A 22,925-nucleotide genomic window follows, 5' to 3' on the forward strand; every position below is an offset into this window, starting at 1 on the left:
TTAGCCATGAGTGGTGGCTAAAGGAAGCTGTTCACCTGCCGGCGCACTGAGCTCTCGGTCACGCAGGGCAGGCGCCTGGGAGGCGGCGACGTAGCCCTCCTCCTGAGCCCTCTCAAGGTTCAGGAGGAGCTTGGGTCTGCGTGCGGCCCCGCTCTGCTGACGACCCTGCCTGAAGCCCATGAGGACTCGCTGCCCGAGTGCCTCCTCGACTGCCTCGCTCCCCTCGAAGAGGTAGGCGTCCACGGTCACGGGGCGGAACGCCTTCTTCAGGGTCCGGGAGGTGGCGGAACGGGTCGTGGTGCTGCCGCGCATGGCGCGGTGCCAGGTGTCAAAGGACCCGTCCGCGTCCGTCTCAGCCTGTCCGGACAGGACGAGGAAGCCGAGGGACCCTGTCTCCTCGACGCAGGTCAGTATCGCCTCGCGGTCGTTGAGCGGGGCGCTGCCAGAGACGTCCTGCGGCCGCTTCATCCGGGGCTGGGCGTGGGCCTTGAGGTCCCAGACGAAGGAGCGTGCGTAGTCGAACTCCGTGGCTCCGATCCTTCGTGGGCCGCCGCCGTAGGCGTTGATCAGGGCTGGCAGGCCGATGAACTCGTAGTACCAGCCGATCCACTCGGTCTGGCGGGCCTTGGGGTAGCCAGCGGTGAGCATCTGTCCGACGCAGCTGCGTCCCTCCCAGAGGGAGGTGCATGAGTGGGCGAGGGCGGCGACGAGGAGCCGGGCCTCCTGAAGGAGCATGTCGTGCCGGCCTCTGCGGCCTCGCAGCGTGAGGGCCTCAGCCCCGGCGAGGACGGCGTTGAGCCCGTCAAGGGTCACGGTCTGTCCTGATGACCAGCACGAGTCGGTCCAGGGCATGCTGAGGTACCTGGCGATGGCGCCGGCCAGGTCGTCCTTCTTCAGGCTGGTGTCGATCGGAAGAGAGAGGCTGGTGACAAGGTCAGTGAAGACGGACTTGCGCTCCTTGCTGCCTGGACCGAGATCCTGGGGACGTCCGCCCGTCAGCGACGAGATCCTGCGGACGGCCTCCAGCTTGTCGCGCGCGGGGACGAACCAGTCAGGAAGATGCGGCGAGGCTGCCCGCAGCTCGTGCTCCGCCCGTCGTCGCAGCTCGGCCTCGGCTGCCGCCAGGAGCGCGTTGAGACCGGACAGCGTGATGGTCTGGCCGGACGAGGTGAAGGACGGGGCGACTGGTGCACCGAGCGCGGTGAGGATCTGCAGCGCAAGGACGTCCTTGGCGGCGGTGACGTCAACACCCAGGTCGAGGCGGGCGGCCACGGAGGTCAGGACGCTCTTGCGTTCCTTGCTGCCCGGGCCGAGCCCTTCGCCAGGGACGCCGGCGAGGGCGTAGAGGCGAGCGACTGCCTCGATCTTCGACTTGGCGGGGACGAAGGCACCGGGATGCATGGTCTCGATCGTACTGAGGTGGGACAAGGGGGACGGGCTGGCATCCCGCTGCCGAGGTCCACGAGCGTGACTTGGCCCGTGGGCCCGGGTTGTCTCCCCGGACCCACGGGCCCAAGCCTCGTGAGGGCTCCGCACCCGGCATCCCAACTCCGGGGGAGCGTCCTCCTTCGCCGGAGCGACTGCCTCGGGCTCCCTAAGACCCGTGGCCGTCTCGGAAGTGGATCGGTCATCAGGCTCCCCAACCCTCGCGACCCGTTCCGTCCGGCGGTGACTCGTATATAACTCGCTGACCCTGAAGGAATACGGGGTAGCTGGCTGGAAAGTCGCTAGGAACTGTGATGCGGCAGAGGTCGACGGCGGTGCATGCCTCGTGTAAGGGGCGTTGTGGACTTCCTTTCACGTCGCTTGAGGTCCTCAACAGTCGATCCCGGTGCCGGGAGCATGGGATGCGACTGTTCACGACCTTAAGCGACACCATCACACGCCACGACCCCAGGTCCTCAGACGGCAGGAACGAAGGCGACTGCAGAGCCGGTGAGGACGGGGCCCGAGGCGATGGGGAGCATGACGAAGCCCCCGGCTCCCGGGTTGTCTCTCCCGGGCCCGAGGGCCTTCGTCAACGAGCGGCTCGACCTGTCGGCGGGCTTCCCAAACCCCGCCCGGGAACCACTCCCTTACCGAAACGACGACCTCGGGCTCCCTAAGACCCTCGGCCGTCTCGGAAGTGGATCGGTCATCGGGTTCCCCAACCCTCGCGACCCGTTCCGTCCGGCGGCAACGACTATGTAACCCGCTCATCCTGAAGGGATACCCCATAAGAATCTGGGAAATACCTCAATGCCTCAGCAGGCACGCTGCGACGGGGCGGGGCGCTGACGACGTCGGTGCTTGTGTCTGCGGTCTTTGGCAGGATCGCCCCCATGGACGAGAACACCCTCAACGGCTCTGCCGCAGCGGCTGACTCTGCGCCGGAGGCCTACAGTGCCCCGGTCAACCCTTATGTCTTTGACGAGGCGGAGACCCGTCGTCGGTTGGACACCGGCGAGCTCTACACCGACTTCGGCCCGGCCGCGAGGCTCTGGAGGAGGAGCGTCACCGGGGCAAGGAGCTGGTCGAGCGCTATAACGCAACGTCGATCCGTGACCCTGAGGGTCGCGCTGCCACTGCCCGTGAGCTCTTTGCGTCCTTCGGGGACGGAGCCTGGCTGGAGACGCCGATCTACTGCGCCTACGGCTCCCACACCACGATCGGGGAGGGATGCTGGTTCAACACAGGCACCACCCTGATTGACGACGCCGCGATCCGTATCGGCAAGCGTGTCCTGTTCGGCCCCCATGTCACCGTGGCTACTGCCGGGCACGCGATCGACCCGGCGCTGCGCAGTACCGGCGCCCAGTTCTCTGCCGTCGTCACGATCGAGGACGATGTCTGGGTCGGGGCGAACGCCACCATCCTGCCTGGCGTGCACATCGGTTACGGGGCGGTGATTGCGGCCGGAGCGGTTGTCAGCGCTCACGTGCCGCCGATGACCGTGGTCGCCGGGGTGCCGGCTCGCGTCATCCGCAGGATCACCCCGGGGGAGGAGACGGCCTACAAGCCGCCGCGCAGCCTGTAGGGACCCGCTGCAGGTACTGGTGCGGCCGTGTCGGCAGGGAGGGAGGCGGAACCCGGCGTCGTTGACGGGCTCCGTTTCGTAAGGCTCTCGCACGTGACACCTCGATGTCTTCCGTCATGGCGCCTGCGGGAGCCTGTCATCTTTTTCTGTCGCCCCTTGCATGAGTAAGGCGGGACAGAAGTCCTCTGGTGATCGATAGGCAGAAGTGGTTCGTGGCGGAAGCGGTTTGCGTGACCTGTGCTGCATCGCTATTGACCATCACACACTCCTTCTCGCTTACGAGGCTCGGAGCGTTCCGGCTACGGTCACGTTCTGCGATCACACACCGACGTATGACGTGCGGTGAGTGTGACGCTTCCGCGCGGGCAAGCGCTGGTCGGTGTGTCACTGAAAGGTACCCCGCGTGTCCCACGCCTCCTCCCTCCCGGGCGTCTCTGTGCCTGACGCACAGGACGCCACCGCCCTCCGCGACCCTCGTGACGCTGACAAGGTCAGCCCGGCCCTCGCTGGCTCGATCTTCGCCACCGCTGTCCTGGCCTTCCTCGGCCTGTTCCTGGAGACCGTCGCCTCCGTCCTCTTCCCCGCCCTCATGGAGGCCTTCGACGTGGGGACCTCGGACGTGCAGTGGCTGACCAGTGGATACCTGCTGGTCGTCTCGATCATCATGCCGCTGTCGAGCTATCTCCAGCGTCGCTTCACGGCTCGCGCCCTGTTCTTCACCGCCGTGGCGGCCGTGGCCTGCGGCTCCGTCATCGCCCTGGCCGCCCCTACCTTCCAGGTGCTGCTGGCAGGGCGCCTGCTCCAGGGTGTGGGCACCGGCATCATCACCCCGCTGATGTTCACGATCATCCTCACCCAGGCGCCTCGAACCAAGCTCGGTGCCCTTATGGGGGTCGGTGGCCTGACCCTGGGCGTGGCACCCGCCGTCGGCCCGATCGTGGGCGGTGTCATCGGTGAGGTCGCCAGCTGGCGTGTCGTCTTCGCGATCACGCTGCCGCTCGTCCTCGCCTCCTTCGTCGTCGGGGCCCGCTCCATCCAGCAGGCGCGTCCCACCGAGAAGATCTCCCTGTCCTGGGGGCAGGTCGTCCTCCTTGCGCTCGCCTTCGTCGGACTCATCCTCGGGCTGGAGCGTGGTGGTGCCCTTCTGGCCGCCAGCGCCGACGGCGCAGCCGCCTCCGTCTCCCAGGTCGCCCTCGTGGCCGGTCTGCTCGCCATGGGCGTGCTGGCCGGGCTGGGCATGGCGGTGACCTCGCGTCGCTCGTCCAACCCGGTCCTGCACCTGTCCGTCCTGCGCTCACCGATCTACCGCAACGCCCTGGCGGCCTTCTGCCTCTTTCAGTTCGCCGCGCTCGGTCTGGGCTACCTCGTCCCGAACCTCTCCCAGCTGGCCCTGGGCACCGGGACCATGACCGCCGGACTGCTGGTGCTGCCCGGAGCGGTGGTCGGCGCGCTCCTGGCCCCAGTGGCCGGCAACCTCTATGACCGCTTCGGGCCTGCGGTCCCGATTCTCGTGGGCTCGGTCATCGCCCTGATCGGCACGCTCGCCCTCGCCCTCGTGGGTGCCAGGTTGACCACGATGATGATGGCGGCGTTCTACCTGGTCTTCATGCTCGGTTTCGGACTTGCCTACACCAACAGCCAGACCCTGGGAATGAGTGGTGTGGAGCGCTCCCTGACCGCGGACGGCACAGGCCTGATGAACACGGTGCAGCAGTTCTTCGGCGCCATGTCGATGACCGTGCTGTCCACCGTCCTCACTCTCCACCAGGCTGGCACTGCCCCGGGAACCTCCGCCTATGCCAGCGCCAGCGCACGCGGTGGCGCGGTCAGCTTCACGGTGGTCGCCGTCGTCGTCCTGATCGCCCTGGTGATGGAGTGGCGTGCCACGCTCGCCTCGCGACGCCGTGCCGAGACCGCTGCCGCGGCCGACGCCGAGCTTGGTATCAACGCCTCGGTCACTCGGCTCCTGGACGATCCGGAGGACGAGCGCACCCGCGCTCAGGTACGTGAGGTGGAGGCGGTGGCGGTCGAGGTCGCTGCTCCGGGCAGCGTCCTGGACTGACCTGTACCGCGGCCTCACGCCGTCCGGCAGCCGTAACACAGCCTCCCGCCGGCTCCGCGACCTCCAGCCGGAGGCACCTCGTCCCCCTCACCACGCCGTGGTTGCGTCGTGAGGGGGACGATGTCGTTACTCTTGTGCTGTGACTACGTCGATGCCTCAGCAGCCGCATCCGGACCAGAGCGCCGAGCAGAGGGTCGCCGTCGTCATCCCGGCCAAGGACGAGGCTGAGCGCATCGCCGCCACCGTCCGCGCCTGCCGGGCGATTCCGCGCGTTGACCTCGTGGTGGTCGTGGATGACGGCTCGACCGACTCCACGCAGGACCACGCACGGGCGGCCGGTGCGGTCACGGTGCGTCACTCCGTGACCCGCGGCAAGGCATCAGCCCTGGAGACCGGCGCCTCGATCGTGGGCATGCGTGACTACGTCGACGGTCCCTCTCGTCTCCTTCTCTTTATCGATGCGGACCTCGGGGACTCGGCGGCCTGCTGCGCCGACCTCGTGGCCCCCGTGATCGACGGCGTGGCCGACATGTCCATCGCGGTTCCGCCCAGGCAGGCGGGCGCAGGTGGGCGTGGCCGCGTGGTGCGGGCTGCCCGCACGGCGATCGCCGCCGCCACCGGCTGGGCTCCTGTTGCGCCGTTGTCCGGACAGCGTTGCCTGAGCCGCCGGGCCTACGAGGCGGCGGCCCCCCTGGCCGAGGGCTGGGGCGTCGAGGTGGGGCTGAGTATCGACGTGCTGGTGGCGGGCCTGACGGTGATCGAGGTCCCCTGCGACATCACCCACCGGGTCACCGGCAACGACCGGGCCGGCACGCTGCATCGCGCGGCCCAGTACAAGGACGTCCTACGCACGATCGCTGTCCGCAAGGTCCGCCGACGCCGGGTGCCCGGCAAGGCGCTGGACGAGGACTCGATCCGGTCTCAGTCCCCCTTCCACGCCTACCGGGCCTGGGACGGGAGGGGGGAGCCGGTCAGCGGGTCCCAGGGCGAGGACGGCGCCGACGGCGCCTCGCGGTCTCACTCAGAGGGCTAGGAGCACAGCGCACAGAGGTCCGGGGCCGCGACGTTCCAGAGGGGCGCGGCTGACCTTCAGCGCACGCGCGCCTGGAGCTCAGCCGTGACCAGGGCCAGCAGGAGCGGAGCCGCGCAGGCCAGGGACAGGCACGCCATCGAGAGCCCGGAGTCGTTGACGAGTACCTCTACCACGATGAGGGTGCCCAGGCCCTTGAGCGCTGGCGTCAACCATCGAGGGATCTCGCCAGCGGCCACCTCACCATCGGTGTCCGTCCGGGACTCGTGGGCCTCCAGCGTCTGCCGGCCGCTCTGCGGCTCGGGGAGGAGAAGGTTCGCGTAGCCGCTGGTGCCCTGGCGCCAGGCCACGACCTCCTGTCGCAGCCACCAGCCGGCTGCGCACGCGGCTACCACGCCGACGACCAGTGCGAGGACCGCTGCTCGGCTGGAGAGGAAGGGGGCCACGAGGGCCGTCAGCTTGCGCAGGATCGTCGTCGAGGCGGTGCCGTCCTGGAGCTGGTCGATGAAGTGGCCCATGTGCGTGTGCGACCCCAGCGAGCGGTCGACCAGCCCGAACAGGCCGGCGGCAGCCAGGGCGCCGACGCCGATCGACAACCACCGCTTCCAGCTGATCCTGCCGCCCACAAGGCTGGCGGTCAGGGCGGCGAGCGCCGCAGCCAGGGCGATCACTCCGCCCACGTCCGCCCCGGCCTGGGGCAGACCGTCCAGGGCCAGCGCCACGACCCCGGGCACCCCGACCCCCAGGTAGGCGGCGGTGCGTCGTAGACGGTGGGTCGGCTGGGCCTCGACGAAGGGGCTGACCCCCGCCGCCACGGCGATGACGAGGGCCGCGGCAGCCAGTGCGAAGGCCGTGTTCGACATCCCGTAGAAGCGTCCGGCGACGACGGCGTCCATGCCCAGCATCCCGTTGAACCCGAGCCTGACCCCGGTGGCGCCGTCGGAGAGGATGAGGACGGCTACCCCCGCTGTCAGGACGAAGGCCGTCAAGAACAGCGGGGTCGGTACGCGGCTGGAGGGCGGCAGGCGCAGGCCGTGGACACCGAGGGGGCCAGGGCCGTGGCCCGGCTCGCGCGGGACCCGGGGTGGGCGGGGGCGGGCGGCCAGGAGCCGGTCCCGTACCGAGATGACGATGCTGCCCAGACCGTGAAGGAAGGCCACGGCGACCATGGCGGTCAGTGTCATGGTCAGCAGTGCGGCCGGGACAGCCGCCCGTCCTGGCGTGTCACCGTCGGCCCCGAGGCGCCACCACGGCACCACCATGCCCAACCAGGCGCCCAGGGGCAGGGCGCCGACGACCGTGGCCGCGACCCCGACCCCGTGGAGGTGCCGGCGACCGGCAGGGCCGCGCAGGCTGCGTGCGGCCAGAACGACCAGCACGGCTGCCGCGGCGATGATCGTGACGGATGCTGGCAGCGTGGTCCTCTGAGAGGCCTTGGCACGCAGGGCGCCGTCGACGAGCTCACGCACGCTCGCTGGCGCCTCAGGGGCGGGGCGTGCGGTCGGTCCGAGGGGCTCCAGGCTCGTGGCCCCGTCAGGCAGGGTGAGGGCCTGCCCGGTCATGGAGGTGGGGGCGGAGGCTCCGAGGGCAGCCAGCAGGGTCGGGGCGAGGTCGGTGAGCTGGACGAGACCGGCCTGGTGGGTGGAGGGGCTGGTGACCAGCCCCGTGCTACGGCCCGGGTGGCCGTGGGAGCCGGAGGGCAGGAGCAGCGCCTGCGGCTCGCCGTCGGCAGAGGTGAGAGAGACGACGACGAGGCGCGCTGGCTGGTCGGAGGCTGCCAGGGCCCGCAGGTCCGAGGACAGGGTCTGGGCCGCAGCAGCTGCTCCGTGACGGGTGGCGTCGACGACCGTCAGGTCGGCCAGGCCCTTGAGCTCATCGAGGGAGTCGGCCGCGTGCGGGGCCTCTCTGGTGGGAGAGGTCAGGGCGAGGACCGCGCCGTCTCCGACTGCGGCTGTCGTGAGCCCGGCGGAGGCGAGGGAGTCAGCCAGGGCGCCGGGTACGGCACCGTAGCCAGCGGCCTGGGAGGAGCGGACGGCCTGGTGCCAGGTGGCAGGCCAGGTGCAGTCCGGTCCCGGCTCGACGGCGCGTGTTCGCGCACCGGCCCCCAGGGACAGCCAGGCGTCCGCCTCACAGGTTCCCGCGGTGCGCGTGACGAGGTTGGCGGGGGCGCCGGATGCCGCCAGGCGCATGAGGTCCTGGGAGGCCTCGTCCTCACCCCGGACGATGGTGGCCCAGCTCAGGTCCGTGGTGGCCAGTACGACCAGGGGGGTGCGCTGGCGCTCCTGGCCAGAGGCGGAACCTGCCATCGCCCCCACCATGCCGATGACGGTCAGGAGCACGATCGCGTAGACGACGCTACGGGTGAAGCGCTGTCGCGGAGACGGGTTCGGACTCACGTGAGACAGCATAGGAGGGCCTTCGTACGGCGCTGCCGGAGGGCAAGGGAAGCAGGAACCGCAGGTTCACTGCTACTAGTCCCCGCAACGGCGCGGAAAGACTGGGCCGCCTGGTGGTCCAGCCAGGTCCTTGTCCTCCCGGCGCGCCACGCTCGCCTCAGGCGTAGCGCCGGGCGACCTGCTCGGCCTGGACTCCGTAGCCGCCACCGAAGAGGAAGACGTGGATCATCAGCATGTGAAGCTGGTGGAGCCCCACACGCTCCCGCCACCCCGCCGCCAGCGGCGAGACCTCGTCATAGGCCGCCACGATCCGCTCCAGGTAGGGCTGGCCGAAGACCCCGAGAGCCGCCAGGTCCGTCTCGGCGTGCGCGCCGTGGGCCATGGGGTCGATGAGGACCCCGACGACGTCGACGCGGCCGTCTCCCGCTACCTCCGTGGCTGGCACCCACAGGACGTTACCCGTCCACAGGTCACCGTGCGTGCGGGCGACGGCGGTCCTTGCGCCGCGCTCGCGCGCCGCCTGGACCGTGAGCGCCGGCTGGTCGGAGTCAAGGTCGCCGTCGACCAGGCGAGAGCACACCCGCTCCAGCAGGGTGGCTCCGGAGCGAGTCAGTGAGCCGTTGTCCCGGCCTGGCTGGATGTAGGGAACGATCCGGTCCTCGGCGTAGAAGCGTCCCCACGACCGCGAGGGGGCGTCACCGGGTTCGGGGGCGTGCGGGCGCAGCCGGATGTCGGAGCGGCCCATCCTGGTGCGACCGTCCCACCCGGGAGGAGCGGCGCCGAAGGCGGGCGCACCGGCCGCGTGGGTGAGGGCCAGGCGTCGCCCGAACGCCTCCGCGGCGCGAGCGGTGACCCCGACGTCAGTCAGTCGCGGCTCCTCCAGCCAGCCCGGGCCCGTGCGTACCGGCACGACCGCTGCTCCGCCGTCGTCCATCGCCTCGGCCAGCCAGTGCAGTCCCTGAGCCTCCAGGGCTGTGGCGCCGGGGCTCTCGTCGTGCTTGCGGACCAGGGGGCCGGTCCAGGCCTGGGACGGTGACGGTGCCGAGGTGCTCACCCTGCAATCCTGGCACGGCCCGGGCTGCAACGGCCGATACCCTTCACGCTATGACGACCTCGACCACCGCCCCGACCTGGTCCTTCCTCGGTCCCACCGGAACCTTCTGCGAGATGGCCCTGCGCCAGGTGGCCCCGGGAGAGATCGCCCTGGACCCGTGCCAGGACGTGCCTACGGCGCTGGACCGCGTCCGTGACCGCACGGTCGAGGCTGCCGTGGTACCGATCGAGAACAGCGTCGAGGGTGGGGTCAACGCCACCCTGGACAACCTCGTGGCCGGGGCTCCCCTCGTGATCGCCGCCGAGGTCGCGGTACCCATCACCTTCGTGCTGGCCGGGCTGGAGGGGACGAGGCTGGAGGAGGTACGTGGCATCTCCACCCACCCCCACGCCTGGGCCCAGTGCCGTGGCTGGGTCCACACCCACCTGCCCGAGGCGGTGTACGTGGCCGGGACGTCGACCTCGGCGCCGGCCAAGGCCCTGGCGGCAGCCGGCCCTGAGCAGGCGGCCGCGCTCGGCTACCAGGCCGTGCTGTGCAACCCCCTGGCGGCCGAGCAGTACGGGCTGACGGTGCTGGCCGGGGGCGTGGCGGACAATCCTGGCGCGGTCACCCGCTTCGTCAAGGTCGCCCGGCCCGGACGCGTGGGGGAACCGACCGGCGCGGACAAGACCACCCTCCAGGTCCAGCTGCCCCACAACCGTTCCGGTGCGCTGCTGGACATGCTGGAGCAGTTCTCCGCCCGAGGCATCAACCTCTCGCGCATCGAGTCCCGCCCGGTGGGTGACGCGCTGGGGCGCTACCGCTTCTCGATCGACGTCGAGGGCCACATCCGTGAGGAGAGGGTGCAGGCCGCCCTGATCGGCCTGCACCGTACCTGTCCCCAGGTGCGCTTCCTGGGCTCCTACCCCCGTCTGGACGCCCGTCCCGTCGTGGTCCCGGCGGGCACGAGCGACAAGGACTTCGTGGTGGCTCGTTCCTGGGTCGCTGACGTGCTGGAGGGACGCACCCTCTGAGACCCGGCCGGCTCGCAGCCGGTGACGCTCAGCGGCGGATGAGGACGGCCCCGGCCTCCAGCCGCACCCGGACCTGACGGGTGGGCGGCAGGAGCTCGCCGTCCACCTCCACCATCGCCGGCTGGCTCAGGTGAACGACGACGTCGTTCCCGCGCCCTAGGACCACGCGCCCGAGCGCGCGACGCGGGTCGGAGTAGCGCGCGGCGAAGGGTGGCAGCACCTGGCGGGCCAGGGAGGTCCAGCCGGCCAGCCCGCCGACGGTGTCGATAGCGGCCACGTCCAGGACGCCGTCGTCCATCGCGGCTTGGGGCAGAAGCGTGATACCGGCAGGAAGGCGACCGCCGTTGCTGATGAGCAGGCAGCGGGCGGTCAGACGCTCCAGGTGGCGCGCGGAGCCGACCCCGTGATGGCGTCGGCTCTGAGAGGGACGGCGTCCGCCGTGAGAGGTGGTCTGATCATGAGGTGCGCTGGTCTCCTCCAGGCTCAGCAGCATGTCGAGGCGTGGCGACCACAGGTTCTTGAAGGCGGCTAGCACGTAGGCGCCCCACTTCAGGCGTGACTTGAGCGCGGGGCGGGTCGAGGCGACCAGGCCGGCGTCGAAGCCGATGCCCGTGACCACGAGGCAGGCGTGCTCGGAACCGAGCGTCGGGCGCGCCCAGCCGTGCGGCGGGGCGGGCTGGTCGTGGTCTGGCGCGGGGTCGGTGCTCACCCACGCCAGGTCGGTGGGCGCGGCCCCTCCGGAGACGGCTGCGGTCATGAGTGCCGGCAGGTTCCCGACCGGCAGGCCGAGGTTGCGGGCGGCGAGGTTGGCGGTGCCCAGGGGCATGATCCCGAGCTCGGTCGGCGTGCCTGCCAGCCCCGCGGCGACGGCGCGCACGGTGCCGTCGCCGCCGACGGCGACCACGAGCCTGGCTCCGGAGGCGACTGCCAGGCGTGCCTGCGTGGCCCCGGGCTCGCGGGGTGTGGTCTCCAGCCACAAGGGCTCGTGGTAGCCGGCCGCCTGCAGGGCCTGGTCGAGGGCGGTGCGCAGGCCTGGGGTGACGGCTGGTTTGGAGGGATTGACGACGACGCAGGCCAGCCCGGCGCGGGAGGGCGCCGGGCTGGTGGAGGCGGGAGGTAGCCCGCCGGGCTGCGTCATGGAGTGAGGCTACCGGGCCCCGCCGGGCGTGACCGGGGTCAGTGGCAGGCCGGCGTCACGGGCCAGGCCCGTGATGGTACGTGCGAGCTGGGTGAAGTCGGCGCCGCGAGAGGAGGAGGTGCGATAGACCAGGCCCATCCGGCGCACGGCGTTGACGTCGCCGAAGCGGGCCACGCCGTGCGGGACGCCTCCCAGCATCTGCAACGCGCCCTCGGGAAGGACGGTGACGCCGACGTTGTGGGAGACCATCTGGACCACGGTCAGCAGTGTCGTGGCGACGGCGATAGGCGGGTTGGAGCCGTAACGCTGGCACAGGGCCAGGGTCTGGTCGCGCAGGCAGTTGCCCTCGTCCAGCAGGAGCAGCTGCTGGTTGTCGAGCTCGACGGGGGAGACGTCGTGACGTCCGTCCCAGGAGTGGCTGGGCGGGACGAGGATGACGAGCGGCTCGTCATACATCGGGATGACGGAAGTGCGGTGGGTGTCGATATCGACGTCGATGGCGAGGACAGCGGCGTCAAGGCGGCCCTGACCCAGCAGGTCGAGCAGGTCTCCGGTGACCATCTCACGTAGCTCGGGCTGGAGCTGGGGGATCTCCTGAGGCAGGTCGTCGATGACGACGGGGGCCAGGTAGGGGGCGAGGGTCGGGATCATGCCCAGGCGCATCGCGCCGCTCAGGGCTGCACCCTGGGTGGTGACGGCCTCGCTGAAGGACTCGGCGGCGAGGACGGCCTCGCGGGCGTAGGGCAGGAGCGTCTCGCCCAGGGGGGTGACCAGGACCCTGCGTGTCGTGCGCTCGACCAGCTCGCCGCCCACGCGCCGCTCCAGCGCCGTGATGGCCTGGGAGAGGCTGGGCTGGCTGACGCCGAGCGTGACTGCAGCCTCACCGAAGTGCTGGTGGTCGCACAGGGCGACGAAGGCGCGCAGCTGCGAGAAGGAGGGGAGAGAAGTGGTCATGGCTGTCCTGGTGCTGAGGGTGACCGGGTCTGACGAGACCGAGGGGTTCTGCTTGTCGATCGCGATTAATAGATCGCTATTAATTATATGGCATCGATTGGCGCACGCCAAAGCCGCTCACTATCAGTGACGATGATCTCGTGCCGGCTCGGCGCCTGGCTCGTCTGCCGGTACGGGCGCCTCGGCGCCCTGAGAGGGCCGCTGGCTACACTCGGACTCATGATCGACCTGCGCGACCTCCGCGAGAACCCAGAGCGTTACCGTGACAGCCAGCGAGCACGAGGCGCCGACGTCGACCTTGTCGACCGCATCATCGTCGCTGACGAGGCCCGTCGTAGCACGCTCGCCACCTTCGAGTCGCTGCGGGCGGAGCAGAAGGTCGTCTCTCGGTCCGTCGGTCAGGCCTCCTCCCCCGAGGAGCGCGAGGCCGCTCTGGCTAGCGCTAAGGACCTTGCGGAGCGCGTGCGTGGCGCGCAGGCCCAGTCCGAGGAGGCCGCCTCCACCCTGGACGAGCTGGCCCACCAGTTCCAGAACGTCATCGAGGGCGCGCCCTGCGGGGGTGAGGAGGACTACGTGGTGCTGCGCCACGAGGGTCCGACCCCGCGCGACTTCACGGCCGAGGGCTTTGAGCCGGCTGACCACCTGGCCCTGGGCGAGGGCCTGGACGTCATTGACACCACGCGGGGTGCCAAGGTCTCCGGATCGCGCTTCTACTACCTCAAGGGTGCGGGCATGCGCCTGGAGCTGGCGCTGATGACCGCGGCGCTGGACAAGGCGACCGAGCACGGCTTCGTGCCGATGACGACGCCGACCCTCGTCTCCCCGCAGGTCATGGGCGGCACCGGCTTCCTCGGTCTGCACTCGGACGAGATCTACTACCTGCCTGCCGACGACCTCTACCTCACTGGGACCTCCGAGGTAGCGCTGGCCGGCTACCACACCGACGAGATCCTGGACCTGGAGGACGGTCCCAAGCGTTACCTGGGCTGGTCCACCTGCTACCGACGTGAGGCGGGAGCCGCAGGAAAGGACACTCGCGGCATCATCCGCGTCCACCAGTTCAACAAGGCGGAGATGTTCGCCTACGTGCGTCCCGAGGACGCCGCGGCCGAGCACGAGCGCCTGCTGGCCATGGAGGAGGAGATGCTCCACCTCGTCGGTCTGCCCTACCGCGTCATCGACACCGCGGCCGGGGACCTGGGGTCCTCTGCGGCCCGCAAGTTCGACTGCGAGGCCTGGCTACCCACACAGAACCGCTGGATGGAGGTCACCTCGACCTCGAACTGCACGACCTACCAGGCGCGCCGCCTGCAGATCCGTGAGCGCCGCGACGGCCGGACCTCACCGGTCGCGACCCTCAACGGGACGCTGGCCACCACTCGCTGGATCGTGGCGCTGCTGGAGAACAACCAGCAGGCTGACGGCACCGTCGTCGTGCCCGAGGGGCTGCGTCCCTACATGGGTGGCCTCGAGGTCATCACCCCGCGCTCCTAAGGGACGATGACCGCAGTGACGGATCATCGGCATCACGAGGAGGACAGCTCCGCCCTGCCGGTGGGGACCTCCCCGGTCTTCAGCGCCCCGGCCCAGCAGGAGCCCGACGGCGAGCAGCCGCTGGGTGGCTCGTGGGAGTACCTGCGTGGGCACGAACGTCCCGTCCCCCTGGGGCATGACGCCTACCACGCCCTGGTGCGTGAGCGCATGGAGGACCTGGACCGGCTAGACCCTGGTCGCGACCGCCTGGTTGCTGACCCCCGGCTCATCGTCGCGCTCGACGTGGACGGCACGATCCTGGACATGGACGGGCGCGTCTCGGAGAGGATGATGACCTCGATCGCCAGGATGCGGCACTACGGCGCCCAGGTGGTCATCTCCACAGGGCGCGGTATCCAGGCCGCGCTGCCCGTGGCGCGCCACGTGGGGCTGACGGACGGCTGGATGGTCTGCGCCAACGGTGCGCTGACTCTTCGCATGGACCCGACCGCACCGGGCGGCTACCGTGTGGTGGACTCGGTGACCTTTGACCCGACACCGGCGATCCGGACGCTGACCCAGGCCGTGCCGGACGGCATCATCGCCGTGGAGGACCTGGACGCCGGGTTCCGCACCACTCGGCTCTTCCCCGAGGGGGAGCTCATTGAGGAGCAGACCCTGGCGACGCTCGACGAGCTGTGCTCACGTCCCGTCACCCGTGTCATCCTGCGGGCGCCGGGGATGGGCGTGGAGGAGTTCAGCGCCCTGGTAGCCGGTTCCGGGCTGCACTCGGTGGAGTACGCCATCGGCTGGACCGCGTGGCTCGACGTCGCCCCGGAGGGCGTGACCAAGGCTTCTGCCCTCCAGACCCTGGCTGAGCGCCTGGGGACGGACTCGGACCACGCTCTGGCCGTAGGCGACGGCACCAACGACATCGAGATGCTCAGCTGGGCTGGCGCCGGAGTGGCGATGGGAAGCGCGCCGCAGGAGGTGGCCCAGGTCGCCGCCATGGGGACCGAGCCGGTGTGGCGTGACGGGTGCGCGGCGGTGCTGGACGCCGTCGTGGAGAGGAAGCGAGCAGCGTGCTGAGCAAGGTCCTGGGACGTCGTCTCCTGGCGGTTGCGACGACGTTTGCTCTCGGCTCGGCCTGTCTGGCGGCCTGCTCCTCCGAGCCGGAGACGCCGCGGGCTCAGGCGAGCGCGACCTCCTCCGTGTGCGCCGAGCTGACTGAGCTGACCAAGGAGTACGGATCCTTTCCCGCAGGGACCGCGGTCATGGTCGCTGTGCAGCGCTCCTGGGTAGGTGCCCAGGCCATGCAGGCCTCCTTGGAGCGGCTCTCACGGTGCACGGGTGTGGACGTGGAGGTGGTCGAGGTTGAGGACGTCGTCAGCGCTCTGGAGCAGGGAGACCTGCAGGCGGACCTGGCGCTCCTGCCTGAGGCCGGGGTCCTGCCCTCTGTGGTGGACCAGGGGCTGGTGCGGCAGGTGCCTCAGGCCGTGGGTGCCAACGTCGAGCTGGGTTGGGACCGGGTGTGGGCCGAGGCCGGAACCGTCGACGGCGTCCTGTACGCCGCACCGCTGACGGCCAGCCTGGACTCTCTGGTCTGGTACCCGCCCCAGACCTTCACCCGGCTGGGTTACGAGGTTCCGCAGACCTGGGAGCAGATGCTCTCTCTGACCACGCAGGTGGTGGACGACTTCCCGGACGGTGACGTGGCACCGTGGTGCCTGAGCCTGGAGGGATCCGAGGCGGAAGGCAGCCAGTTGACTGGATGGCTGGCCGACGCGCTGGTGCAGCTCAGCGGCCCTGTCGCCTATGACCAGTGGACCTCGGGAGAGGAGCCTGTGGACTCCGCTGACGCGGTGGCTGCCCTGGACGCGCTCGGCACGCTGCTGCTGACGGACGGGCACGTCGCCGGTGGGCGGCAGGCTGCGCTCACGACGACGCCGCAGCAGGCGGTTGAGCAGCTCGTGGACGGTCAGTGCCTCATGCTTCACGCGCCGTCCTCTCTTGAGGCCCTGTTGACGGACGGGGTCGTGGCAGACGGCGACCTGTCAGCCTTCCCTACTCCTTCCGGAGGCAGGGGCGAGGAGACAGCCTCGGTAGCCAGTGCTGACTTCCTGGTGATGGTGCGCTCCGGTCAGGGCGCTGACGCGGTGATGAGCTACCTGACGAGCGCACAGTGGGCGCAGGCCTATGCCGCGCTGAGAACGGGAGCCAGTGCCCACCACGGCGTGGACGCGGCTGCGACGGGGTCCGCCGTCGTACAGCGTGCTTCGCAGGTCCTGCAGTCGCGTCAGTCGCTGCTCCGTCTTGACAGCGGCGAGCTCCTCCCGGCTGAGCAGATGAAGGCGCTCCACCAGGCTCTCGCCGCGTGGGCAGCAGGAGACGCCGATGCCGCTACCGCCCTGGGCCGGGCGGAGACCGGTCTAGGCACCGAGCCCGAGGCCGACGGCGAGCAGTAGCGACTCTGCGAAGGTTCACGTGGTGCCGCAGCGGGCTGAGTGGGTGAAGGGGCCGGCTGATCGGAAAGTCAGCCGGCCCCTTCACTCACCGTCTGGTGGTGAGCGTCAGCGAGCGATCCTCAGGGTGATGATCTGGAACGGGCGCATCTGGAAGGTCGTGGACAGGCCGTCCTGCGTCGTGGTGGACAGCGTGACGTCGTCGACCTCGCGTTCGAGCAGGTCCGTGGCGACGACGCCCGTGGCCTCGAAGCCGGCTGTGACGGTGGCCCGGGTACGGGCCCCCAGGGACTCGTACAGACGCACGATGACGTCCCCTGAACGGTCCTCGGCGAGCTTGACGGCCTCGACGACGACGCCCTGCCCGGTGACGTCGACCAGCGGCTCGACGGCGTGGTCGCCCTCCACGGTGCGCACGGGCAGGTTGAAGGCGTAGCCCTCGGTGACCGCGTCGTCGATCGAGGCGCCCGGCCGCAGGGCCACGCGCATCACGTGGCGACCCTGGTCGGCCTCGGGGTCCGGGAAGAGGGGCGCGCGTACCAGGGACAGCCGCACCGTCGTCGAGGGGTTGCCCGCCTCGTCCAGGTCCCTGGTGACGTCGTGGCCGTAGGTCGAGTCATTGAGGACTGCGACGCCGTACCCCTGCTCGCCCACGTGGATCCAGCGGTGGGCGCAGATCTCGTAGCGTGCCGCGTCCCACGAGGTGTTCTGGTGGGTGGGTCGCTCGACGTGACCGAACTGCATCTCCGAGGTGGACACCGCTGCCATGACGTCAACGGGGAAGGCGAGCTTGAGCAGCTTCATTCGCTCGTGCCAGTCGACGTCGAAGCGCAGCTCGACCTGCTTGGAGCCCGGCCGTAGCCGGATCTCCTCGCGCAGCGTCGAGGCCTCCCCGACCGTGCGGGACAGGGTGATGACGGCGTCCGCCCCGTCCTGGGTCAGTGCCAGATCAGAGACGTTGGTGGCGTCCTCCACCGTGTTGCGGTACTCAGGGTCGATGTCCCAGGCGTCCCACTGGCGCGGGGCGTCGTGGTGGAGCTGGAGCAGGCCGCCGGTGGTACCGGGGGTGAGGACCTCGCGCCCGGCCTCCAGGTCGAGCACGGAGGTGAGCAGACCGCGGGAGTCGATGGTCACGCGCAGCCGACCGTTGTCCAGGACCGTGGACTGGCCCTCCTGGGTGGCGCTGACGCTCTCACCGGGAACCTCGGCCGGGGCCACGGCCAGCGAGGCGACGCCGTCAACCGCCGCGGGGGCGGCGTTGAGGAGCAGCGGCGTCGAGCCCTGGCCGACCAGCGTCGTGGCTGCCGTGGCGATGACCTCCTCCAGGTCGGAGGCGACCTGTCGGTACTCCTCCTCAACCCGGTCATAGACCCAGCCGATGCACGAGCCGGGCAGGATGTCGTGGAACTGGTTGCGCAGCACCGTGCGCCAGCAGTCCTTGAGGACCTCATAGGGGTACTCGGCACCCTCGCGAACGGCAGCGGTGGCAGCCCACAGCTCGGCCTCGCGCAGCAGGTGCTCGCTGCGACGGTTGCCCTGCTTGGTGCGCAGCTGGGAGGTGTAGGTACCCCGGTGGAACTCCAGGTACATCTCACCGCTCCACACCGGACGGTGGGTGAGCTCCTCCTCGGTGCGCTGGAAGAAGGCGTTGGGACTGGCGATCTCCACCGTGGGGGAGCCCTCGAGGTTCTCCAGCCGGTGGCCGGCGGCGAGCATTTCGCGGGTCGGGCCCCCGCCGCCGTCCCCCCAGCCGAAGGGGGCGATCGAGGAGCTCGCGACGCCCTTCTCGGCGAAGTTCTCCTCCGCGTGGCGCATCTCAGCGACGGACAGGCGCGAGTTGTAGGTGTCGACTGGTGGGAAGTGCGCCAGGACGCGGGATCCGTCGATGCCCTCCCAGTCGAAGGTGTGGTGGGGCATCTTGTCCGTGTCGTTCCAGGACAGCTTCTGTGACAGGAACCAGCGTGAGCCTGCGGCCCGGATGATCTGGGGCAGGGAGCCGGTGTAGCCGAAGGAGTCGGGCAGCCACACGTCCTGGGTCTCGACGCCGAACTCGTCGATGAAGAACTGCTTGCCCTCGATCATCTGGCGAGCCAGGGCCTCGGAGCCGGGCATGTTGGTGTCCGACTCCAGCCACATGCCGCCCACCGGGATGAAGCGCCCCTCGGCGATACGCTTCTTCATGCGTTCGTAGAGCTCGGGCTGGGTCTGCTTGACCCACAGGTACTGCTGGGCCGAGGAGCAGGCGAAGACGTAGTCCGGGTCCTGGTCCATGAGGTTGAGGACCGAGGAGAAGGTACGCACGCACTTGCGCTTGGTCTCGCGCACCGGCCACAGCCAGGCGGAGTCGATGTGGGCGTGTCCGGTCGCCATGACGTGGTGGGCCGAGGCGTTGGCCGGGGACGCCAGCACCCCCTCCAGCTCGGCGCGGGCAGCACCAGCGGTGGCAGCGATATGACGGGGGTCGAGGGCGTCGATCGCCTTTTCCAGAGCCACGTCGATCTTGGCGCGGCGCGTGGAGGTGGGCGGGAGCTCGTCCGCGAGCTCAAGCAGCACCGTCAGGTCCTGGGCCAGGTCCCACACCGTGAGGTCGCGCAGGGCGACGTCGACTCGGCGCAGGGTGTAGATCGGGTCGGTGCCCGAGGTCTCCATGCGCCCGAGCATGGTCGGGGCGTAGCCGTCTGAGGTGACGGTGGGGTTGGAGGCGGCCTCGATGTAGACGTCGATCTCGTCTGGCTCCTCGGTCCAGCGCACCGCCTGGTTGCGGGGGTGGATACCTTTGACCGCTGAGCCGTCGGTGTGGCGGACCAGTCCCTCGGCCTGGAAGCCGGGGCCGGCGTCGGAGAAGCCCAGGTCGATGACGAGCTCTACCTCGTGGTCGGGGCGTGTGCGCCAGCCCTCAGGGACGGTACCGGTGGCGTGGATCCAGGTGGTTCGCCACGGTAGTCCCCAGGTGTCCCCCACGGCGAAGGGCTGGTAGTCCTGGCTGACGGCCTCCTCGAAGGGGACCGGCTCGTCCGCGACGGACCAGGCCCTCAGGCTCAGCGGCACGGACTCGACGTAGATGGCGTTCTGGATGCGCTCGTCGAGCATACGGCGGGCGCGCTGCTCGGTCAGCAGCGGGTTGCGGTGCATGGTGAACCTTTCGTGTCAGCCCTTGACAGCGCCGGACATGGCGAAGCCGTTGCCGGAGCGCAGCTGAGTGATGACGTAGAGGAGGAGTACGGGCAGTGAGTAGATGATGGAGAAGGCGGCCAGCTTGCCGTAGGCGATGGAACCGTTGGTCCCGAAGAAGTTGTAGATGGCGACGGCTGCCGGCTGGTTCTCCGGGGAGAACAGGAGGATGAAGGGGACGAAGAAGTTCCCCCACGCGCCGGTGAACACGAAGATGAAGACGACGGCGATACCCGGCTTCATCAGGGGCACGACGATGCGCCACAGCGCCTTCATCGAGGACGCGCCGTCCACCCAGGAGGCCTCCTCCAGGGAGACGGGAACGGAGTCCATGAAGTTCTTCATCATCCAGATCGCCATGGGCAGGGACGTGGCCGCCATGAACGCGATCGTTCCCGGCAGGGAGTCCAGCAGCTTGAAGGAGACGAAGAGCGTGTAGACCGGCACCATCATGGCGGTGATGGGCAGACAGGTACCGAAGAGCACGGTGTACATGAAGCCCTTGTTGAACCTCAGGCAGTAGCGCGAAAGAGGGTAGGCGGCCAGGATCGCCACCACCACGGTCAGGGCCGCGGTGCCCAGGGAGATCACCGCAGAGTTCCACAGCGGCCGGAAGGTGTCGGTCGGGTTGAGGATCTCGGTGAAGTTCTCTGCGGTCCATACCTGGGGCAGTCGCACGCTGAGAGTGGCCTTGTCGTCCATGCTGGCCAGGACGATCCACGCCAGCGGCAGGAGGAAGATGATGCCGATCAGCACCATGGTCGTGGTGGCAGCGATCCTGGCCCCTCGCTTGCGCGGCGAGGCCAGGGACATGGAGGCACTCATGTCAGTCCACCTCCGGCTTGAGGACGCGCATGTAGACGATGGAGAAGAGGGCGCCCACCACGAGGGTGACGGTGGCGATGGCGGTGCCGTAGCCGACCTGGGAGAACTTGAAGGCCTCCTGGTAGGCCAGTACCGGCAGCGTCGCCGAGTCCGTGCCGGGGCCGCCGCCGGTCATGACCCAGATCAGGGTGAAGACGCCCAGGGTCTGAAGGGTGGTGAGCATGAGGTTGGTGGCGACCGTCCGGCGGATCATGGGCAGTGAGATGCGGAAGAAGGTCTGGACGGCGTTGGCGCCGTCGATCTGGGCGGACTCCTTGACCTCAGGCGGGACCTCAGCGAGGGCCGCGTCGTAGTTCATCATGGAGAACGCTGTGCCACGCCAGATGTTGGCCAGGATGACGGACAGCATCGGGAAGGTGAGAAGCCACTTCGGGCCGCTGAGCCCTACCGTGGCCAGGATCGAGTTGAGCGTGCCCTTGGAGGAGAAGAAGGCGTAGCAGGCGAAGGCGGCCACGATCTCCGGCATGACCCAGGCGCCCACGATCGTGGCGCCGACGACGGAGGCCACGGGCTTGGGGCAGTGGCGCATGAGCACGGCCACGAACATACCGAGCACGTTCTGCCCTACGAGCGCTGAGGCGAAGAGGAAGAGCGTGGTCAGCAGGACCGACTTGACGAAGTTGGGGTCTGTGAAGAGGGTGACGTAGTTGTCCAGCCCGACGAACTGGGGTGCTGCTGCCCGGTAGCCGCTGATGGTCCGGTTAGTCAGCGAGCCGTAGAGGGCGTAGAGGATCGGCCCGAGCATAAAGAACGCGAGCAGGATGAAGGCGGGGAGGAGCGGAAGCTCCCGGAGCAAGGTTCTGCCGGCATGGCGACGGCGGGGAGCCAGGGTGGTCCCCGCCGTCGGGCCGGCGGTTGCCGGCTGAGTCATCAGGCCTCCTGGGTCATGTCGTCGCCGACGATCTGGACCAGGCCCTCGTCATAGGCCTTGGTGGCCTCCTCCGGTGTGGAGGCCTGGGTAGCGACGTCCTCGCAGGCGATCTGGATGTTGCCCGAGATCTGCGAGTAGTCCGGCGTGGAGGGCCGGAAGTGGGTGAAGTCCACGCAGCCGGAGAAGAACTCGAAGGAGGGGTTGAAGGACAGGTAGGCCTCGTCCTCAGCCACGTCCTTGCGCACGGCGATCTGAGAGTTCTCCGTGTCGTACTTCAGCGAGTTCTCCTTGTTCAGCGCGATCGAGATGAAGTCGAAGGCAGCCTTGGCGTTCTTGGTCTTGGAGCCGATTGCCAGGGTCCATCCACCTGACATCGAGGTGAAGCCGTCGCCCTGGCCGTTCTGGGTCGGCATCTTGGCCAGCCCGATGGTCTCCTCCCACTCGGGCCAGGCGTTCTCCCCGGAGATCCAGCCGCCGGGCATCCAGGAGCCGTCGACGGCCATCGCCAGCTTGCCCTCCGGCAGCAGCTCGGTGGACACGCGGCTGCCGATGTTGACGTCCAGCGCCTGGTCCAGCTCGGGGCCGAGACCCTCGGAGTAGATGGTCTGTAGGAACTCCAGGGAGTCCTTGAAGCCCTGGGAGCCGGTGACCCACTTCTTGGCGTCCGTGTCGTAGAGGGTGTCGTCGGTGCCGTAGAGCAGCATCTCGAAGGACTGCATCGAGGTGCCCTCGCCCACCGCCTTGGCGACATACATGTTGAGGGGGATGACGTCCGGCTTCTTGGCCTTGATGGTGCGAGCCGCCTCAAGGATCTCCTCCCAGGTGGTTGGCTGCCAGTCCTGCGGCAGGCCGACCTCGGCGAAGATCTTCTTGTTGAAGTAGATGGCACGCGTGTCGGTGCCCATGGACACGCCGTAGAGCTTGTCGTCCTCTCCCTTGCCGGCCTCCTTGACGGAGTCCATGAACTGCTCCCAGTCGGCCCAGTCGGCCACGTACTCGTCGATGGGGAGCAGGTAGCCGGCAGCGGCGTCGGTGCGGATCTGGAAGGCGTCCTCGTACATGACGTCAGGCGCGGTGTCGTCCGAGCCGTTCATGAGGGCGAGCTTGGTGAAGTACTGGTCCTGCTCAGCCTCGATCGGCACCAGCTCGATGGTGACGTCGCTGTTGGCGGCCTCGAACTCCTCCTTGGCCTTGGTCATGAGGTCCTCGAGCTGGAAGAAGGCTGCGGTCTTCTGGTAGACGACGCGCAGCCTCGACTCGGAGCGGGAGGACGAGCCTGCGCCGCAGGCGGCGAGCGTGGCACCGAGCGCAGTGACGCCGGCTGCGGTGAGCAGGGTCCTGCGGCTCATCATGAGAGGACGGCGAGTAGTCATATCGGAGCTCCTTTGCGCCTGTGATGT

General features: G+C 69.3%; 16 protein-coding genes. 7 read left to right on the top strand and 9 right to left on the bottom strand.

Annotated features, from left to right (window positions below):
• Window positions 1-1,401 (bottom strand): hypothetical protein, encoded by a 1,401-nt coding sequence (locus HRL51_RS00425; RefSeq protein WP_172192875.1) that lies wholly within the window; start codon window positions 1,399-1,401, stop codon window positions 1-3.
• A gap of 1,342 nt (window positions 1,402-2,743) precedes the next feature.
• Here HRL51_RS00425 and HRL51_RS11845 point away from each other — a divergent pair.
• From HRL51_RS11845 to HRL51_RS00440, 3 genes are all read left to right on the top strand, one after another.
• Complete coding sequence (locus HRL51_RS11845) at window positions 2,744-3,016, top strand: DapH/DapD/GlmU-related protein (protein WP_280528702.1); 273 nt, start codon at window positions 2,744-2,746, stop codon at window positions 3,014-3,016.
• 403 nt (window positions 3,017-3,419) lie between these two features.
• Complete coding sequence (locus HRL51_RS00435) at window positions 3,420-5,078, top strand: MFS transporter (protein WP_172192873.1); 1,659 nt, start codon at window positions 3,420-3,422, stop codon at window positions 5,076-5,078.
• A 151-nt stretch (window positions 5,079-5,229) separates the two neighbouring features.
• The gene (locus HRL51_RS00440; RefSeq protein WP_172192933.1) at window positions 5,230-6,111 is read left to right on the top strand and encodes a glycosyltransferase family 2 protein; all 882 of its coding nucleotides are present in this window, start codon (window positions 5,230-5,232) and stop codon (window positions 6,109-6,111) included.
• 56 nt (window positions 6,112-6,167) lie between these two features.
• Here the strand turns inward: HRL51_RS00440 and HRL51_RS00445 are convergent, their stop codons facing one another.
• Together HRL51_RS00445 and HRL51_RS00450 are read right to left on the bottom strand one after the other, a co-directional pair.
• Window positions 6,168-8,504: a hypothetical protein gene (locus HRL51_RS00445; RefSeq protein WP_172192871.1), complete on the bottom strand. Its 2,337-nt coding sequence runs from the start codon at window positions 8,502-8,504 to the stop codon at window positions 6,168-6,170.
• Between the two features lie 157 nt (window positions 8,505-8,661).
• On the bottom strand, window positions 8,662-9,558 hold the full coding sequence (locus HRL51_RS00450) for a fructosamine kinase family protein (protein ID WP_244960192.1): 897 nt from the start codon (window positions 9,556-9,558) through the stop codon (window positions 8,662-8,664).
• Between the two features lie 50 nt (window positions 9,559-9,608).
• Here HRL51_RS00450 and pheA point away from each other — a divergent pair, with 50 nt between their 5' ends.
• On the top strand, window positions 9,609-10,571 hold the full coding sequence (gene pheA / locus HRL51_RS00455; protein WP_172120587.1) for a prephenate dehydratase: 963 nt from the start codon (window positions 9,609-9,611) through the stop codon (window positions 10,569-10,571).
• A gap of 28 nt (window positions 10,572-10,599) precedes the next feature.
• Here the strand turns inward: pheA and HRL51_RS00460 are convergent, their stop codons facing one another.
• Window positions 10,600-11,709 carry a diacylglycerol/lipid kinase family protein gene (locus tag HRL51_RS00460; RefSeq protein WP_172120586.1) on the bottom strand — a complete coding sequence of 370 codons (1,110 nt, stop codon included), beginning with the start codon at window positions 11,707-11,709 and terminating at the stop codon, window positions 10,600-10,602.
• Between the two features lie 9 nt (window positions 11,710-11,718).
• Window positions 11,719-12,663, bottom strand: coding sequence for a LysR substrate-binding domain-containing protein (locus HRL51_RS00465; RefSeq protein WP_172120585.1), 945 nt, complete (start codon window positions 12,661-12,663; stop codon window positions 11,719-11,721).
• Between the two features lie 219 nt (window positions 12,664-12,882).
• Here HRL51_RS00465 and serS point away from each other — a divergent pair, with 219 nt between their 5' ends.
• Genes serS through HRL51_RS00480 form a run of 3 tightly spaced genes read left to right on the top strand, consistent with a single transcriptional unit; the run spans window position 12,883 to window position 16,601 of the window.
• Window positions 12,883-14,157 carry a serine--tRNA ligase gene (gene serS, locus HRL51_RS00470; RefSeq protein ID WP_172120584.1) on the top strand — a complete coding sequence of 425 codons (1,275 nt, stop codon included), beginning with the start codon at window positions 12,883-12,885 and terminating at the stop codon, window positions 14,155-14,157.
• A gap of 6 nt (window positions 14,158-14,163) precedes the next feature.
• Entirely contained in the window at window positions 14,164-15,225 is a 1,062-nt protein-coding gene (locus tag HRL51_RS00475) for an HAD family hydrolase (RefSeq protein ID WP_172192869.1), read from the top strand.
• Window positions 15,219-16,601 carry an extracellular solute-binding protein gene (locus HRL51_RS00480; protein ID WP_172120582.1) on the top strand — a complete coding sequence of 461 codons (1,383 nt, stop codon included), beginning with the start codon at window positions 15,219-15,221 and terminating at the stop codon, window positions 16,599-16,601. The genes HRL51_RS00475 and HRL51_RS00480 overlap by 7 nt, the downstream gene beginning before the upstream one ends.
• A gap of 105 nt (window positions 16,602-16,706) precedes the next feature.
• On the opposite strand, the gene HRL51_RS00485 is transcribed toward HRL51_RS00480, so the two are convergent.
• Genes HRL51_RS00485 through HRL51_RS00500 form a run of 4 tightly spaced genes read right to left on the bottom strand, consistent with a single transcriptional unit; the run spans window position 16,707 to window position 22,898 of the window.
• The gene (locus HRL51_RS00485) at window positions 16,707-19,730 is read right to left on the bottom strand and encodes an alpha-mannosidase (RefSeq protein WP_172192867.1); all 3,024 of its coding nucleotides are present in this window, start codon (window positions 19,728-19,730) and stop codon (window positions 16,707-16,709) included.
• A 15-nt stretch (window positions 19,731-19,745) separates the two neighbouring features.
• Window positions 19,746-20,594, bottom strand: a complete 849-nt coding sequence (locus HRL51_RS00490) for a carbohydrate ABC transporter permease (protein WP_235954302.1) — start codon at window positions 20,592-20,594, stop codon at window positions 19,746-19,748.
• A 1-nt stretch (window position 20,595) separates the two neighbouring features.
• On the bottom strand, window positions 20,596-21,525 hold the full coding sequence (locus tag HRL51_RS00495; RefSeq protein WP_235954282.1) for a carbohydrate ABC transporter permease: 930 nt from the start codon (window positions 21,523-21,525) through the stop codon (window positions 20,596-20,598).
• Window positions 21,525-22,898: an extracellular solute-binding protein gene (locus HRL51_RS00500; RefSeq protein ID WP_235954276.1), complete on the bottom strand. Its 1,374-nt coding sequence runs from the start codon at window positions 22,896-22,898 to the stop codon at window positions 21,525-21,527. The genes HRL51_RS00495 and HRL51_RS00500 overlap by 1 nt, the downstream gene beginning before the upstream one ends.
• Between the last annotated feature and the right edge of the window lie 27 nt (window positions 22,899-22,925).

The organism is Actinomyces faecalis, from assembly GCF_013184985.2.
GTDB lineage: Bacteria > Actinomycetota > Actinomycetes > Actinomycetales > Actinomycetaceae > Actinomyces > Actinomyces faecalis.

Excerpts from the sequence above, each read along its gene's own strand:
- serS (WP_172120584.1), top strand. The coding sequence starts at position 12,883 with ATGATCGACCTGCGCGACCTCCGCGAGAACCCAGAGCGTTACCGTGAC.
- HRL51_RS00465 (WP_172120585.1), bottom strand. The coding sequence starts at position 12,663 with ATGACCACTTCTCTCCCCTCCTTCTCGCAGCTGCGCGCCTTCGTCGCC.
- pheA (WP_172120587.1), top strand. The coding sequence starts at position 9,609 with ATGACGACCTCGACCACCGCCCCGACCTGGTCCTTCCTCGGTCCCACC.
- HRL51_RS00490 (WP_235954302.1), bottom strand. The coding sequence starts at position 20,594 with ATGAGTGCCTCCATGTCCCTGGCCTCGCCGCGCAAGCGAGGGGCCAGG.
- HRL51_RS00440 (WP_172192933.1), top strand. The coding sequence starts at position 5,230 with ATGCCTCAGCAGCCGCATCCGGACCAGAGCGCCGAGCAGAGGGTCGCC.
- HRL51_RS00475 (WP_172192869.1), top strand. The coding sequence starts at position 14,164 with ATGACCGCAGTGACGGATCATCGGCATCACGAGGAGGACAGCTCCGCC.
- HRL51_RS00460 (WP_172120586.1), bottom strand. The coding sequence starts at position 11,709 with ATGACGCAGCCCGGCGGGCTACCTCCCGCCTCCACCAGCCCGGCGCCC.
- HRL51_RS00485 (WP_172192867.1), bottom strand. The coding sequence starts at position 19,730 with ATGCACCGCAACCCGCTGCTGACCGAGCAGCGCGCCCGCCGTATGCTC.
- HRL51_RS00425 (WP_172192875.1), bottom strand. The coding sequence starts at position 1,401 with ATGCATCCCGGTGCCTTCGTCCCCGCCAAGTCGAAGATCGAGGCAGTC.
- HRL51_RS00500 (WP_235954276.1), bottom strand. The coding sequence starts at position 22,898 with ATGACTACTCGCCGTCCTCTCATGATGAGCCGCAGGACCCTGCTCACC.
- HRL51_RS00495 (WP_235954282.1), bottom strand. The coding sequence starts at position 21,525 with ATGACTCAGCCGGCAACCGCCGGCCCGACGGCGGGGACCACCCTGGCT.